Consider the following 15104-nt stretch of genomic DNA (forward strand, 5'->3'; position numbering starts at 1 on the left):
GAGTCCATCCAACCCAAGATTTCATGCGCGGCGCAGACACCTTCACGGAGAGCTTGTTCACTATGCGGCGGCTGGATGATTTCGTGCCGAAGTCCCATCCGCTGCGCTCGATCCGCACCATGGCCAATCAGGCGCTAGCGAAGATGGACCGGTTGTTCGCGCAGATGTATGAAGCCGATATCAAGGGCGGCCGGCCCAGCATCGCGCCGGAGAAGTTGCTGAGGGCCATGCTGCTGCAGGTGCTCTACAGCGTCCGGTCAGAGCGTCAGCTCATGGAGCAGACGCAGTACAACCTGCTGTTTCGCTGGTTCATTGGTTTGGCCATGGATGATGTGGTCTGGGTGCCCACCGTGTTCAGCAAGAACCGCGAACGGCTGATCAAGCACGACGCGGTAATCGAGTTCTTCAATGAAGTGTTGGCCATCGCGCAGAAGAAGGACTGGCTGTCGGGCGAACACTTCAGCGTGGACGGCACGCTGATTCAGGCGTGGGCAGGCCACAAGAGCTTCGTGCCCAAAGACGGCGGCGACAATGACGATAACGACGGCGCTAACTTCAAGGGGCGCAAGCGCGGTAACGAGACGCACGAGTCCAAGACCGATCCCGATGCCAGGCTCTATCGCAAAGGCAAGACCGCCAGTGAGTTGCGCTACATGGGCCATACGCTGAGCGACAATCGCCACGGCCTGGTGGTCAGCGCCATGGTGACCAATGCTGACGGATACGCCGAGCGCGAGGCCGCGAAGGTCATGCTAAACGATGCCAGGCAGGTGGCTGAGGATCTCGATGTGGAAGTCACCGTGGGCGCGGACAAGGGCTACGACGCGGAGGAGTTCATTCAGGCTTGCCTGGAGATGAAGGTGACGCCGCATGTCGCACAAAACACCTCGGGGCGGCGCTCGGCCGTCCCTGATGCCATCGCACGCAGCGAGGGTTATGCCATCTCGCAGCAGAAGCGCAAGCTGATTGAACAAGGTTTTGGATGGGCCAAGACCGTTGGGCGCATGCGCCAGGTGATGGTGCGCGGACGGAAGAAGGTCGACCAGATGTTCGTGCTGAGCATGGCCGCCTACAACCTCGTACGTATGCGTTCCCTGGGACAAATCCGTCCGCAGTCGCAGTAATCGCGGAAATGAGGCTGGAAATGGGCGTCAAATCACCGAAAAAATCGATGAAGTGACGCCAGGTTCCCGGATTGTGAAAAATGGCGAGCCTTCAGCCTTGTAGGAAGAAGCTTCGCCTTTTGTGCGGTGAGTACTTCAGCAGCCTGTTAGGCAAGCGAATCCCACTAAGGGCATAACCCGAAACGCCTATCAGCAGCTTTGCCCATGGTTGGATTTTGGCGTGTGTGAAAAAGAGTTGGACGCAGTACGGAGACCAACTGTCTTTCGCGGCTCTTCTGGCGCACAATCTTCTCATAAAAACTCCGCACCCTCCACAAGGGAGTCACGGCGTGGACACTGGCTCTTGCAATTCTCCAACGACTCGGCGCGGAGTGCGATGTCGCCCGCGAGGCCCCGTTACCCTACGCCTTCCTTGATTGCCCCTTCTACTTAGGGGTGAAGTCCTGCCGCCTTCTGCCATTATTTGTCGTGTCGCGGCGATGCAACCAAAGCCCTTTGTTGGCGCTGCCTGCACATCCGACCAATACGGCCGTTAGAATCGAAAAGTAGCCCTCTCGTCGATTCCCTTTTCTATTGAAGATTTTCGTGAGCCTCAAAAATCCCAATGCCAAGCACCAACCGAATAGCACGCAAGCGCCAAGCGATGACCCATTGGATGGTCGCCACCGATTGACTCTTCCCATGCAAATCAGTGCAGTGCTGCTCGATCTCGCTTGGCTGAAGTGCGTTGTTCGACTAAGCGCACGCGACAGCTACAAGATTGCCACCACCGTGCTGCAGGTTGACCCCGTATCTTGTACCTTCATCTTCGACGGATGCCGAACGGATGCCGAGCGGGATTTGCTGCTGGCATCGGACGAAATTGCTGTCTCCGCTGTGCTGCGCGATGTCAGGATTGACTTCGTCATCGGCAGACCATCCCTGATCAAGTATCAGGGCGGCCCGGCCTGCGCCGCACCCTTCCCATCTAAGCTCTATCATTTCGAGCGCCGCCGCCATCCCCGCGCACGACCGCACGCCGCGATGGGCTACCGCTCTGAGCTTCACACGCCCGACGCCCACCTTCTGACGATGGATATCGCCAACCTCTCCCTGTCCGGTGTGGGACTTCGCTCCAAGGGTGCGTGTACGGACCGGTTACCGGTGGGAACGATCTTGCAGAAGTGCAGGCTCGACTTTCGCAGCCAGGGCGAACTGGAATTTGACCTCCAGGTAGTCGGGCACGGTCTAGCCTGGGAAGGCGAGCGTGCTATGCATCACATCGGCTGCACCTTTGTCGCACTCGCGCCCGGTCAGCAGACCTTCCTCCAGCGCTTGGTCTACCACATCGAACTGGCGAGCCGCGAAGGGCCAGGATGCGCGCCAATCCAGCTCTAATTGCATGTTTCCCCAATCCGCCGCTTACCAAGTGCGGACCTTCGTTCGCCGCGACCTTGAAATTGGTCATCCATTTAGTCCCGTCGGACCCAAAATGAGTGGCTACCTTTGACCCACACCGGCGACTACCCCTGCCGCTAGCGCCTCGTGCCGGGCTTTTCTTCGCGATTAAACCCGCTAGGTCGGCGAACGCAAAGTATGGCGGCGCCGGCAGCGCCGCTCCGGGCGCACCACCGCGGCGTAGCGGCGCTTTGAAAAAGCCGCAGGGATTTTTTAGTCTTAACGCAAAGTAAGTGTGGCATCCTGAAGCAGGAAGACATACCCGAATGTCCTTTGCTCCGGGCGCCGAGGCTCGATGGAGCTAGTCGGCGACAGGCCCGGCTCTATGCGCGGCCAATCGGCCCGGGGACGGAGGACGAATGGCGGATACCAGCAATCCATCTTCAACAGCAGAGCCGTCGGGTACCGCGGCCCGGTGGCCGGCTGCCCTGCTGGTGGGCCTGGCGGCTGCCGCTTTGAGCGCTCGCGCGCAGACACCGTCGCCGCTGGCCGAGTGGCAATATTCGGCCGGTGTCCCGTTGATGAAACTGTACGAGGCCAAGGTGCCCGACTGGCAGGTCCAGGTTGGGGCAGCCGCCAGCCTGCGACCGTATTACGAAGGTACCCAGCGCTATCACGTGCTCGCGGGCCCCAGCTTCGATATCCGCTACCGCGACCTGTTCTTTGTTTCCGCCGGTGAGGGCATCGGCGTGAACCTGCTGCGGGCGGACCACTGGCGCGCGGGGGTGGCGATAGGCTACAACCTGGGCCGGCGCATGGCCGACGATCCCGGCCGTCTCAACGGACTAGGCAACATCAATTTTGCAGTTGAGACCAAGCTCTTTGGCGAGTATGTGGTGTCGGCGTCATTCCCCTTGGTGGTGCGCATCGATGTGCGGCGCAGCCTGGGCGGCACCGACGGCTGGATCGGCGATATCGGCGCCTACCTGCCGCTGCCCGGCAGCTCGGAGCGCTTTTTCTGGTTTGCCGGCCCTACCGTCACCTTCGGTGATGCGCGCTACATGAGCCGGTGGTTCGGCGTCACCTCGGCTCAGGCGACGCGCTCGGGCTATCCGCAATACAAGGCCGATGCGGGCCTCAAGTCATACGGCGCGGGCATCTCCGCGATCTGGTTCTTTCGCGAACATTGGTTTGTCACCGGCGACGTTGCGGTCGGCCAACTCGCTGACTCGGCGGCGCACAGTCCGATCACGCAGAAGGCGACCAATACGGTCGTCGATCTTTCGCTGCACTACCAATACTGATGTGCCCCCGGCACCCTCGCTGCCCACTACACTACCGCGACGAGCCGCCAGCCAGCATCGTGAGCCGCGCCGGCACCAACGCGAAGGGAGCGGCCCCAGGGCATCAACCTGACTTCCGGGGCCATCGGCGCGTTCCGCTGGCCAACAATTTCACGCACTTCATCATGCATCTGCGCCAACGGCTTGCGGATCTTGGCCAGCGCCCGGACATCTTCCACCAGCTCTTGGGGTAGCTTTGATTTCGGTGCAATTTGCGACGGTTCGCAAGCCCAGCATCAGCGCGGACGTGTCCTCGTAAGCTATTGATTAATAGAGGATTTCTGTTTGGCCATCGATCAACCGCAAACGGCGTCATTGCGAGTTCGATTTCAGCCCGCAGCGCTTGTTTTGGGTGCAGTTTGTGACGGCAGTAGTTGTCCGACGTAGCGCTCAACTGGGAAGCGGAAGACGCCCCGAAGATTGATGCCCTCTAGCCGTGTTGGGGCGATTCGCCCGAACGACTCGGGTGCCACGGGCTGCCGTCGTTTCACTTGCCGATCGAGCACTGTCTGCATCTGACCGGTATTCCACGCCAGGTTGCCGATGCGATTGCTGGAATACTGATGCTCTTTTGTCGGAACCAACAGCGCAGTCCGGAGACTACCCATCCTGCGATATATGAAGCCATACAAGGGGTAGTCGTACTTTACGTGCGAAATCTGGCGGTTTGATCCTGAAAATCCATGTGGATCAATGAATTGCGAGATCACCGAATGGGAGAATGCCCGGGAACCGTCGAGCCTTACAGCAAGCGGCTCTCCACGCTACTACCGCCAGATTTTGCACGATTTGGACGATTACCCCTGTCCACAGGCTTATCCCGTGGCGCGGTGGACAAATCCTCGCCCCCTCCTCCTCAGGCCGGCCCCGCCTTGAACTTGAACTTGGTTTTGGTCGCTGGCAACTGGCGCCTGGTAGTTGCCAGGCGGCGCGTCGCAGTGGACTTCCACTTCAGCGCGCTCGGCCCGACGCAGCGCCGCTTCGAGTTCGGCGCCCAGGCCTCCCCGTGCCGTCTCGCCATGCTCAAGCGCCTGTTCTGCCTCCGCCAGTTGCCGACTGAGCGTGTCGCGCTCGGCCTGCAGCCGCGCCCGTGCCTCGGCGCCGGCCACGGCCGTCTCCTGCGCCCGCGCTTGCGCCATCGCCAGTTCGGTCCGCAGGTCCGCGAGCGCCCGCTCGCCCTCCAGGTCCGCCGAGAATTGCGTATGCAGGGGTCCCTTTGATTTCACTGCAATTTACCGGGGTAGGGGCCTAGCATCCACGCAGGTTGCCGGGCAGTGCCCCGCTGAAACCCACCCCTTTCAAGGTGATTAGACGACACGTCCAGCCTTGATGACACGGGCGGTAGAAACATGCCGCCGTGCTACGCATCCGGCCACATAGCCTTTCTTCTTCGGCGCTTTCGGTCCCCGCGTATGTTTGCGCATCGCGCGGGGATCAACGTGCGTCGCCATCTTGATCAACTCGCGACCGAGCTGAGCTGGGGTGAGGAGGTCATAGGCCTGCCACACCTCGGGCGGCACCGCGATCATCATGCCGGCATAAGTTGCCCGGATTTCGCTGGCGAGGTAATACGGTGAGAGCTCGATGTCGCTGGTATCCAGCTCATGCCGGATTCTCACCGCAGTCGCAATCACGCTCAGTACGTTATACGCGAGCGCCGCCACGCCGAAGGCCAGCAGCGCCGCGCGCGGTTGGCTCAACGAACGAATCTCACTGTTGAGCACCGATTCCAGCCGCTGAAACATATTCTCTATGCTCCAGCGTCGCCGGTATAGCCGGGCGACGGCCTCGGCCGTCAGATGGGCGGCCGGGACATTGGTCAGCAGGCGGATGACGGTGTCACCGTCCTCGGTGGCGCCATCCAGATGTAGCTCGATGCGCCGCAGCACCAGCGGCGCGTTCGATTCATCTGGGATGCTGACCGCTTGCTCGTACACGATGCCGGTTTCGACCCGGCCCATTTCGCGTAACGGCTCCAGCTCGCTGGGGCTCGGATTGCGGCCGTGCTCCCGCACGATGAAGGCGCTGCCGCGACGCTGCCAGCCGGCAAGAATCGCCCGGGTGCTGAAGTTGCGATCGGCGATCCACAGCTCGGCCGGCTGAGCCGATGCGAGCAGGGTTTCCATGATGGCCCGCTCCTGGGCATGCGCATCTTCACAGGGCACCAGATCAACGATCATCGCTGTGTCCGGGTCATAGACGACCAATGACTGCCCCGGCAAGGCCGCGCCCCGAAACCCACGTAATGGTTTCAGGCGCTTTTCGCTCGCCGGCAAATGGCTGCCATCCACGATGCGCAGGCGATAGCCGTCCACCGAGGGCGGCTGCTTGCGCAACATCGGTTGCACGACCGGCCCCAGCCGCCGCGCGCTGCCTTGCACCAGGGCACGAACCAGTCCGGGCTCGGTCCGGCTGATCTTGTCGTACAGCGCGGTGATGGAAACCGGCAACGCCGGACTGGCCTTGGCCGCCGCATGCACCGACGGGCGCAGCCCCACGGCGACCAGTGACATGATTTCCACCGTCGTCGAGAACAATAGCTCCCGCGTGTACTGCGTTTCACGCTCTTGCTCGAACAACTGGTCGATCCAGGCCGGATCAAGGGCGCGTTGCAACCCCAGGCGCGCCATCACGCTGATCGGGCTGTGTTCGAGAAAGCGTTCCACCACTGCGTCCACTATCACGCCATTGACTCCGGTTTCTGTTCGAGAGCACGGAGGGTGCCCTAATTTTCGTCACCTTGAAAGGGGTGCCGCTGAAACCCCAATCAAATCCGCATTGTCCACGCCGTCAGGTTCCGATGGGCGAGAGCGGCCTCACCGCAAATAAGTCCCTGCTGACGCGGGGTACATTTTTTAGTTACGGCCCGCCAGACTTGGAACCTCGGCGGGAATGACCCTCGCCGAACTCCAAAAGGGTGCGGGGCATCTTCCCGCGTCGCACCCTTTTTTTAACGCTGCGGGAGCGAAGGCTGTCGCCTTTGCTTTTGGGGACGGAAGCCCAAGCCTGCTAGGCCTAACGGGCAATCTCTGTGCGATTCGAAAAGGTGTCGGTATGGGTATCGATAGCGCGCGATGGCCTGATGAGGGATCCGCGCATATAACGTGAATGGGACAGCAACTCGAAGAGCATCCTGCGTCGTTCTAGTTTTCGGCGGAGGTGGAACAACCGACGCAGGCTTCAGGCGTTAGGTCTTGGCCGTGCGCGACGCGTGCGCAACGGTCTGCTTGGCCGACTTCGACGCCGTGCCGCTCGCCGCATCCGCGCAGGGGTCTCCGACATGAGACCACATCGCACTGTTCCGTTCTCGATTGGGACACCGATAGCCCAAAGCCCCCATGTGGTGGTGACGTAGACCGCCAGGCTAGCGACTACGGCGAAAAGATATCGTTGGAAGCGGACGGAGGGTGTCTTTGCCGCCTGGTAGTAGGCAAGGCAGCCAAAGGCGATGTCGCGCAGGCTCAGTTGAAGGCGAAAGTACCAGCGCACAGCTTGGCTGATGATCGCCGCCGGAAACCGATGGCCGTGATCGAGCGACTTTGTCTTTTGCATCGGTGGAATCTTACGCTATGCACTGGCCAACGTGACAAAGCCCGGGCGCAAGCCACTATTGGCCGATGCAGGCGACCAGATTATCGACGTATCGCCGCGCCCAGAGAATTGCGTGATCCTGTGCGAATTGGCTGGTTGCGTAGCATCCGAGCGCCACCGCAGACTCTGCAAAAGACTGAGGAGCCGATTGATCGCCATTTCGCACGAATCCCCACGATTCGTACAAGCCATCCCCCGTTGGATTGGCGAGGCCCTCGATTATGTAACCCCGGTACATTTCGATCGACATAGGGTTGCTCCCAAGCAATCCGTGTTGGATGAGATCCGCCGGATGCCGCATAGTCGGCAGACTCCACTAACCATCCTAGTAACACATCGGGGTATCGAGCAAGTCCGAAGTGTATTGCGTGGACGAAAGCCGACAACGCCGGGTATCACGGCCCCTACTGTCGAGGGGATGCAACCATGACCGTCGACACCATGTGCCAGATCGTAGGCGACGACCTGGTCATCCGAATTCCCGTGAGTGCGATCGCCTTTGCTGCAGAGATCAGCCTGCCGGATTGCTGCGTTTCAACCCAATGCACTACCTCTTGGGGAACGTCCGAGAGTGGCACATTTCTGGGCTATCTGGCCTTAGTGCCAGCAAAACAAGGGGGCGAGCCGACGCGACGCCAACCCATGTTTCATGCCGTGCTAGGCAACGCGCAGACATAGGCCGCCCGCGGCCATCAAGACGCGACGCTGCAGCGGCTATGGGAGGTCGGTTGCAGCCCCTTCCACGACTGCTGAGTGGCGCCCGTGTAATGGAATGTTCCCTGACCCGATAATGTCTTTCCCCTTCTCGTCGGCTCTCACCTTCCCTCTGTTCGGCCATCGCTTCACTCGCACATACTCTCAAGCCATCAACTTCTCATCGCCCTCCGCTCCCTCGCCAGACCGGTTCCGCTGGCGGTTACTGCGCGCTCAATGCGCATGTCGGAAACGCAAAAATCAGCCATTGAAAAAGGGGAAAAAACCAGCCATTCTTGAAGCCATGTTCGAGCCGGATTCCGACAACTCGAACTGGACCCACGACGCCGAAGATGCCTGCCTTCTTTATGCCAGCGATCGACGCTTAACAATGAGCCTGCCGGGGAGTCTGGGCATGGGTGTTACAACGGCGCGGATCGCCTCAGCCCTCGGGGCCGATCAACGGTTCCGGGATATTGAGTATCGTGAACACCGTGCGACGAATGCGCTGATGACCAGCGTCGTGGCAGCGATGGGAACGGCCTTGTGGGCATGGGATTACGCCCACGATCCGACGGGCGCACAACACACGGTCTGGCTACGCGCGGTTTTTCTCCCCTCCGCGTTGCCGTATCTCGCGACGCTGGCTTTCCGCGTGCCTTGGCCATTAGCGTGGTTGGCAGCATCGATGACGATTCTCGCCTGGGAGAGTGGATTCGTACTGATACTGAGCCACCTGCAGGGCGCCGCCAGCTACGGAATTTCCGGCTTCGCCTATTTCCTCGCCATGCCGCTACTGATGATGCGAGGTTTCGTGTTCGGCGCTAACGTTGCATTGACGCTGCTCATCGTCGCCTTGCCGTTGGTCTTAGCTTGCTTCGGCTGGGGACCGGGATTCGAGAACGTCAGATATGCGGAATTCACCATACCGTTCGCCGTGGCCAGTATGGCCGCCCTGTTTGCCTATGGTCAACTGTATGCAATAACCTGTCGAACCACCGACACGGATCCATTGACAGGGCTGGGAAACCGGCGGCGTTTCACCGAAGCATTGCGCGACGAGGTGACGCGTGGCCGCCACTTGCAACACCCGTTGTCGTTGATCCTCGTCGACATCGACCTGCTCAATCAGATCAACAGTACCCATGGATATTCCGCAGGGAACCAGGTGATCCGCGCTGTTGGCTCCGTTTGCCGCGAGGGGATTCGCGACGTCGATATCGCGACACGCGTCGACGGCGATGAATTCGGCCTCATTCTAGTCGGGACCCCCGTCGAAAACGCAATTGGCACCGCTAGACGCATTCGTCATCAAATCGAACAACTGCAGATCACCGCGGCCAATGGTCATCGGCTCGGTGTTACCGTCAGTATCGGCCTAGCGGAGAGCCTTCATTCCGGGAGCATTGTCGATGCCGCCGAAGAAGCCCTCTACAGAGCCAAGAAATCTGGGCGCAACCGGTTTGCGGTGAGTTGACAGTGCGATCGGTGCTGGCCATGGCTCCGCGGAGCCGTATATTTTTCGCCTGAATCCGGCTCTATTCGACCGACTAGCTCTCGGGGGCTGCCTTAGTTCTTCCGAGATAGGCAGGTCTAGGCGAGCGACCGGGGGGCAACTTTGATGGGGGACGAGCGATCCTACGTCACACAGGAGTCGAAAATTCAGGAGACAGAACGCGATCTACCGTCGCCCCCCATTCCCGCTAGTCGATCACCCTGCGCCAGTACGTTCGGTAGCGACGCCCAAGCTTTGGACCGGGTGGCGCAATTACCTGGGTGCCGCTGATGGCCATCTGATAGATATTGTCACCCAGTTTGACCGAAACGGATACGGGCGTCGGCGGGAAGCCACCACCAGGGCGCACCTCGTAGCGATCAACGGTGGTCAGCGTGCTGCTGCCATTGACGTCGAAGGTAGCGGCGCCAGTGAGATAGTTCAGCATATAGATGCGGGCCTCGCCAAGATTGCCGGTGCAAGTGTTGGTGGCCGCAGTGGCCGGCGTATTGGTGGAGAATATGACGGTACCGGCCAGCGTCGTCGAGCCGCTGACGACTTTCTCTCCCGCGCCTAGCGTGACATACCATCCACTCGCCACGGCAAGTGCCGTCTTGGCGGCCGCGATCTGGTCGGTCGTGCCGACTTGCACCAGATTGGCGGTGGCGTCATAGAGCTGGCCGGCAACACCGGTCGTGCTTCCCGCCGCGCCTTCCACGATCGGGCTCGAGCGTACGGCATAGAGGCTGTGGTCGTCCTTGATCATGTAATAGCGGTTCTGGACCGCCGTGTCGAACGGGTGCTCGCGATCGCCCGAGCCAATCAGCAGGGTATCGGTCGGGTTCAGCGCGCTGGCCGGAACAATGTCCGGCGCATAGAGGAACTTGCGCGCATTGGCCCCACTGCCGCCAAGTGAGGCCAGCAGCGTGACGGTCCAGTTTGCCGGAGAGGCGTCGCCGACGTTGATGCGCCAGATATTGGCCCCGGTATCGGCCCCGTAGATGCGGTCGATATAGCCGTCCCGGTCGGAATCGTACAGTGCGACACTGGCGGGTATGGCGTAGGCCATCGCGGAAACCGTGCTGTGGTCAACCTGCCAAAGTATCGAGCCGTCCCTTGCATTGAGGATCATCACTCCTCGTCCCACGCTGGCGGTGCCTTGCAGAGCCGTGTCATTCGCGACGTGGTCGTTGCCCATGCCGAAGATCAGGACTGGATCTGCCGAGGCCCGCAATCTGGCTACACGTAGCTCGGACCAGGTGTCACCCATTTCCTTGAATGCGGTTTCCGCACTGCTGTGTTTCCACAACAGCTTTGGCGCGATCGGGTTGCTGACGTCCAACGCGTAGAGATACGGGCCGCCGCGACGCATGCTCAGAAAGAGATAGGCCTTATCGTTACGTGTGTAGTCGATCGTGCCGTCGCCAGCGGATGAGTAGGTGTAGACCGTGGCCGAGCCATCGATAAAATAGGGCTTGGGGCTAGACGAGGAGATTGTCGGGAAATGGTTGTACATCCGGCTGAATTGAGGGAAATGCTCGGACGCGATGAAACTCCACAGTTCGCTGCCGCCGGCCGTTCCCTGGCCGCCCTTGACCGCATGCAGCATCCCATCGTTGGCGCCGTAGAAGACCACCACGTCGTCGGCGCTCCGGTTGTAGTTGATTACCGCGGGGCGGGAATGCAGTACGTCGCCGTGGGAAAAACCGCGGATATTGTAGATAGGCGGGCTTTTCGGATTGACCACCGGCGGGTCGTCAGGCAAGTTCGTGGTGCTATCTGTCTTGCTATTGCCCCCGCGCACCCAATTAATGACCGGCTCGGCAAGATCCGTGCTTTGCAGGCCAAGCATCGTGTTGACGATCGACGCATTGCCAGTGCTGAACAGCGTTCCGGACAGATACGAGCCGGCGCCACAGCTACTGGTGCAGGTGTAGACGTTGCGGCTCGCCTGACTGCTTGCGAAGGTGGTGCGCAGGTATTGACCTGCCCCTCCCTTTTCCACCAAATCGCCGTCCGGTGAATCGGAGTTGCCGCCCAGGCCCTGCGAGTTCACATAATAGTTCGGATCCCAGAAGGTCGAAGCCTTGGTCCAGAAGCTGACAACACTCGGGTTGACGAAGCCCGTGGTCTTGTTCTCCACTGTGGCGCCAAGGCTGTCGGCCAGGAACACGACGGGCGGCGAGACCGAGGTATCGGCGCTCAACTGGTATTGCTTCAGGTTACCGACCCAGTTCGGCCTGGCATCGGCATCGGGCCGGAACATGCCCAGATAGACCTGGTTTTGGTAGGTGCCGCGCACGCTCACCGAGACCGGTAGCGATACCGAGGCGAACACGGAGTTCACCGCCTGGATCCGGCTCAGGATATCGTTCAGTGCCGTCGTTATCGCTGCCTGGCTGCCGGCCTGGAAATAATCGCCACCGCCGTTTCGGGCCATATTCTTCATCATGGCCGTGAAACCGGCATTCGGCTGTGCATTGTAAGTGTCGATGGTGTAGGTGGTAACCGACCCGATGACGGCAGCGGCGCTTCCCGCACCCAGGTCAGGGCGCAGGTGCAGGAAACGGGCCCACGCTGATGGAACATCGGGCGAAGATGAGTATTTGTATTTTGTGAGCGTCGTCGACGCCGGATCCGTGGCGCCTGGCGTGGGCGGCAGCCCCCTCTTACATTGTTGCCAATAAAAATGACGTAGGACTTCGCGCAGCCAGTACCGATCGGGCCGTTGTAGCCCGATCCGTTCGCGGAACCCTTGTAGGCGAATCCACTGGACATGCCCTTGGCATAGGCGGTCAGCTTGTCCTGGTTGGTGCCTGCGTTGCCAGCGTAGTCGGCAAGTGGGTCCATCCCGGCCCAACTGGCCGAAGCGCCGGTGAAGTAGAGCCAGGTCTCATAGAGTGCGTTGGCATAATCGCCACAGTTCTGGCAAACTTTCTCGTCGCTTTGGTTGGGATTGATGCTGCTCACGATAGCCTGAAACGCCAAGCTATTGGCCTGCACACTCAGATCGCGCACGCCGAAGCGCACATAGGCGCCATCCACCTTGCTGCCTAGGTTGGTGAACATCATCAGACCGATATTGGCCTGCTGCTTAAGGCCTGCGACAAACTGCTGGATGGCCGCCAGCTCCGCACCGCCCTGGGTTGAAGTGGCCCATTGTTGAGAGTTTCTTGCCCAGTTCGGGGTATTGTCCAGGATGATGAGGATATTCGGCGCCGGCGATTTTACCCCTGGCGGCTGATTGTAGATAAAGGTGTCGTCTGAATAATCAATGCTGGCGCCGTTGGCTGTGGAGAGCACGGCCAAGGCGGCCGTGATCATCAGCCGTAGTAGTTTCAGGATGGTCACGATGGCCCCGAGTTCTGTGTGCTGCGAGTCACGGACAGGTCGCCGTTGAAGCCATACGCACCTTGGCGCCCTGGTGCACGGTAACAGTGGTGCCGGTGCGGTTATCGGTTGCCACCGCGCTGATGTCCCAGTAGGTGTCTTGCGGCGCCGACGCGGCGAAGTCAACACTGTAACCATCCGCGGCGACCATCTGCAGACAGACGGGTGCGGCGGTCTGGACCGTATAGTCCGCCACGCCGTCGTTATTGATATCGATACTGAAACTCTGCGCGATGGGCGTGGCGAAACTGCTCACGGTGCCCATCACCTTCTCGATCGCTTGTCGCGCTGCCGCAGTGGCCTCGTTCTTGACTTGCTGGTTGCCCACGATCCTCAGATTCAAGTTACCCAAGCGAACCGCCGAGACTGCCAGCAGGCTCAACACGACGAGCATGACCAACCCTACCAGCAGGCTCACGCCCGCCTCTTTACCGCTACGACGATTGGGGCGGCGCAGCCTGTTCATTCCCGCCTGCTGCTCAGATTGATGACCTGCACGGTGCCGGTATAAACGTGGCGCTTGAACTTATCCGAGAAGGGCCCGACCGAGCCGGACACGCCCATATTGAATGTCCTGGCTGACAAGGTGCTGTCGACAAAGCTCGATGCCTCCGTGTTGCGTGCCAACAGGCTGACATGCACCGTCATCACATTGGGCCAGTCGGCCAGCGCGGGCGCGGTGACAAACGGTGTAGCTGGCACGCCCGTGCCGGTGGCATCGATGCCGTAGTCCAGTTGCAGGTTCTGGATGCCGTCCACCAACGGCGTCGTGACAAAACCGGTGATGCCGGCCACGGCCGCGATCTCCAGCCGCTTGAGCGTCGGCACCGGCTTGCCGCCGTCCGCGCCGGCGGTGCAGGTGGTAGCGCCGGCGGCAAAGCGGTTACAAGGGCTGACGAAGTAGATGCGCTCGATATAGCGGCGCAACGCGGCCGGTGTCACCCCGTCCTTTTGCACCAGAGTGTACGTGGACGCAGCGCTGCGCAGCGCAGCCATGTTTGTCAGCGAAATTCAGTACAGGTTCGCGATCTGCAGTGTTGTGCTGACCACGCGCCGCAGAGCCTCGTCGCCGTACAGCCCCTTGCCGCAGCCCAGCCCGGCGGTCGGGGCCGCCGTCTTCCCTTTACCCTGCCAAGCCACACTTACCAGATAAATACCCGAGGCCGCGTCGAAGCTGACACAGCCGCGCGCGCCAATCATGGCGCCAGAATTTCCTGCGCTACTGCTCTCTGCAGCGCCGGCAAGCAGATTGCTCCAGGCAGCGAGGTCACTGTTGGCCAGGGTGTAGGCCTGGACCGTGCCGAGCGCACAGGGGAGCGCCGCCGCCGCCCCGGTTCCGAGATAAGGAAGACCATTGACGGTATCCGTGGTAACCGCATAGCAGCCTGCGGCCGAGCGATTGGCGTTGATGCGCTCGACCATGTCCTGCAACAGGATCAAGGCCTGCGCGCGCTGATAGGACTCAATCTCCGCGCGCTGGCTTGCTAGCAGCAAGCCCACTGGACCAAGCAGGCCTACCAACAGCACGATCAGCGTGACTAGCGCCTCGATCAGGCCGAAGCCCGCTTGGCTGCGATGGGGGAGCGGCCGGCGCATCAGCAGCTCCCGGCCAGGCTGCTCGCCAGCCCGCTCAGGTCGACGTTGACGCAGCGCGGCGATGCTGTACTGCCCGCCGCACTGATGCCGAAGGGATTGACCGCGGCAACTAGGCGGCCGCTACCGTTATAGACAACCGCGCCAGCCGGGCCGATGATGGTCACGCCGGGCAGTGCCTCGTGCTGGCTGAGCGTGGCAGCACCAGTGCTGACGGTCCAGCCGTATTGCCAGCCGCCCGATGCCTGTGCGATGGTGACGCTGTTATTTCGCTTGATCGCCTCGCTGCGCGCATATGTTAGCGTTGAGGCAATATCGTAGGAGGCCGCGCGGATCCGCTGGCCCAGGACAAAGTCGCGAAAATACGGCGTTGCGACCGCCATCAGGATGGCGGCAATCGTCACGGTGGCCATCAGCTCGATCAGGGTAAATCCGTTGACCAAGGTATGCTGCAAGCCCAGGGCGTCTGGTCGGCGGGGCATGTTGCGCGCGTCCATG

Annotated in this window: 14 protein-coding genes and 2 pseudogenes; 5 read left to right on the forward strand and 11 right to left on the reverse strand. The window is 60.8% G+C overall.

The features are described from left to right. The first annotated feature begins 23 nt into the window (after positions 1–23). The 3 genes from OMK73_RS15000 (at position 24) to OMK73_RS15010 (ending at position 3805) form a co-directional block, all read left to right on the forward strand. Positions 24–1124 (forward strand): IS5 family transposase, encoded by a 1101-nt coding sequence (locus OMK73_RS15000; RefSeq protein WP_267602738.1) that lies wholly within the window; start codon positions 24–26, stop codon positions 1122–1124. 585 nt (positions 1125–1709) lie between these two features. Next, positions 1710–2501, forward strand: coding sequence for a flagellar brake protein (locus OMK73_RS15005; protein ID WP_267602739.1), 792 nt, complete (start codon positions 1710–1712; stop codon positions 2499–2501). A 419-nt stretch (positions 2502–2920) separates the two neighbouring features. Beyond that, positions 2921–3805, forward strand: coding sequence for a MipA/OmpV family protein (locus OMK73_RS15010; protein ID WP_267602740.1), 885 nt, complete (start codon positions 2921–2923; stop codon positions 3803–3805). A gap of 26 nt (positions 3806–3831) precedes the next feature. Here the strand turns inward: OMK73_RS15010 and OMK73_RS15015 are convergent, their stop codons facing one another. The 5 genes and pseudogenes from OMK73_RS15015 to OMK73_RS15030 form a co-directional block, all read right to left on the reverse strand. Next, positions 3832–4023, reverse strand: coding sequence for a hypothetical protein (locus OMK73_RS15015; RefSeq protein WP_267602741.1), 192 nt, complete (start codon positions 4021–4023; stop codon positions 3832–3834). 150 nt (positions 4024–4173) lie between these two features. Next, positions 4174–4380: pseudogene (locus OMK73_RS39190) on the reverse strand (hypothetical protein); the annotation flags it as partial. Positions 4381–4659: 279 nt separating this feature from the next. Then, the gene (locus OMK73_RS15020) at positions 4660–5070 is read right to left on the reverse strand and encodes a hypothetical protein (RefSeq protein WP_267602742.1); all 411 of its coding nucleotides are present in this window, start codon (positions 5068–5070) and stop codon (positions 4660–4662) included. Positions 5071–5151: 81 nt separating this feature from the next. Continuing rightward, on the reverse strand, positions 5152–6474 hold the full coding sequence (locus OMK73_RS15025; protein ID WP_267602053.1) for an IS4 family transposase: 1323 nt from the start codon (positions 6472–6474) through the stop codon (positions 5152–5154). An 817-nt stretch (positions 6475–7291) separates the two neighbouring features. Continuing rightward, a pseudogene (locus OMK73_RS15030) lies at positions 7292–7396 on the reverse strand (IS6 family transposase); the annotation flags it as partial. 465 nt (positions 7397–7861) lie between these two features. Between OMK73_RS15030 and OMK73_RS15035 the strand changes: the two are divergent. Both OMK73_RS15035 and OMK73_RS15040 read left to right on the forward strand, forming a co-directional pair. Beyond that, on the forward strand, positions 7862–8113 hold the full coding sequence (locus OMK73_RS15035) for a hypothetical protein (protein WP_267602743.1): 252 nt from the start codon (positions 7862–7864) through the stop codon (positions 8111–8113). Between the two features lie 283 nt (positions 8114–8396). Continuing rightward, the gene (locus OMK73_RS15040) at positions 8397–9605 is read left to right on the forward strand and encodes a sensor domain-containing diguanylate cyclase (protein ID WP_267602744.1); all 1209 of its coding nucleotides are present in this window, start codon (positions 8397–8399) and stop codon (positions 9603–9605) included. Positions 9606–9831: 226 nt separating this feature from the next. Here the strand turns inward: OMK73_RS15040 and OMK73_RS15045 are convergent, their stop codons facing one another. The 6 genes from OMK73_RS15045 to OMK73_RS15070 are packed head-to-tail and all read right to left on the reverse strand — an operon-like array spanning position 9832 to position 15103. Then, on the reverse strand, positions 9832–12075 hold the full coding sequence (locus OMK73_RS15045) for a pilus assembly protein (RefSeq protein WP_267602745.1): 2244 nt from the start codon (positions 12073–12075) through the stop codon (positions 9832–9834). After that, positions 12072–12974 carry a hypothetical protein gene (locus OMK73_RS15050; RefSeq protein WP_267602746.1) on the reverse strand — a complete coding sequence of 301 codons (903 nt, stop codon included), beginning with the start codon at positions 12972–12974 and terminating at the stop codon, positions 12072–12074. Before OMK73_RS15050 ends, OMK73_RS15045 begins: the two co-directional genes overlap by 4 nt. Before the next feature lie 28 nt (positions 12975–13002). Further along, the gene (locus OMK73_RS15055; protein WP_267602747.1) at positions 13003–13479 is read right to left on the reverse strand and encodes a hypothetical protein; all 477 of its coding nucleotides are present in this window, start codon (positions 13477–13479) and stop codon (positions 13003–13005) included. Next, entirely contained in the window at positions 13476–14009 is a 534-nt protein-coding gene (locus tag OMK73_RS15060; RefSeq protein ID WP_267602748.1) for a PilW family protein, read from the reverse strand. The genes OMK73_RS15055 and OMK73_RS15060 overlap by 4 nt, the downstream gene beginning before the upstream one ends. Before the next feature lie 15 nt (positions 14010–14024). Continuing rightward, a complete protein-coding gene (pilV, locus tag OMK73_RS15065) occupies positions 14025–14609 on the reverse strand; it encodes a type IV pilus modification protein PilV (protein WP_267602749.1) in 585 nt (194 codons plus the stop codon). Further along, positions 14609–15103 (reverse strand): GspH/FimT family pseudopilin, encoded by a 495-nt coding sequence (locus tag OMK73_RS15070; RefSeq protein WP_267602750.1) that lies wholly within the window; start codon positions 15101–15103, stop codon positions 14609–14611. The genes pilV and OMK73_RS15070 overlap by 1 nt, the downstream gene beginning before the upstream one ends. Between the last annotated feature and the right edge of the window lies 1 nt (position 15104).

The sequence above is a fragment of the Cupriavidus sp. D39 genome (assembly GCF_026627925.1).
Classification (GTDB): domain Bacteria; phylum Pseudomonadota; class Gammaproteobacteria; order Burkholderiales; family Burkholderiaceae; genus Cupriavidus; species Cupriavidus ulmosensis.

What these genes read in the sequence shown, in the direction of transcription:
- OMK73_RS15000 (WP_267602738.1), top strand. Translation starts at nt 24, where the DNA reads ATGCGCGGCGCAGACACCTTCACGGAGAGCTTGTTCACTATGCGGCGG.
- OMK73_RS15010 (WP_267602740.1), top strand. Translation starts at nt 2,921, where the DNA reads ATGGCGGATACCAGCAATCCATCTTCAACAGCAGAGCCGTCGGGTACC.
- OMK73_RS15025 (WP_267602053.1), bottom strand. Translation starts at nt 6,474, where the DNA reads ATGGCGCGCCTGGGGTTGCAACGCGCCCTTGATCCGGCCTGGATCGAC.
- OMK73_RS15035 (WP_267602743.1), top strand. Translation starts at nt 7,862, where the DNA reads ATGACCGTCGACACCATGTGCCAGATCGTAGGCGACGACCTGGTCATC.
- OMK73_RS15045 (WP_267602745.1), bottom strand. Translation starts at nt 12,075, where the DNA reads ATGATGAAGAATATGGCCCGAAACGGCGGTGGCGATTATTTCCAGGCC.
- OMK73_RS15055 (WP_267602747.1), bottom strand. Translation starts at nt 13,479, where the DNA reads ATGAACAGGCTGCGCCGCCCCAATCGTCGTAGCGGTAAAGAGGCGGGC.
- OMK73_RS15060 (WP_267602748.1), bottom strand. Translation starts at nt 14,009, where the DNA reads ATGGCTGCGCTGCGCAGCGCTGCGTCCACGTACACTCTGGTGCAAAAG.
- pilV (WP_267602749.1), bottom strand. Translation starts at nt 14,609, where the DNA reads ATGCGCCGGCCGCTCCCCCATCGCAGCCAAGCGGGCTTCGGCCTGATC.
- OMK73_RS15070 (WP_267602750.1), bottom strand. Translation starts at nt 15,103, where the DNA reads ATGGACGCGCGCAACATGCCCCGCCGACCAGACGCCCTGGGCTTGCAG.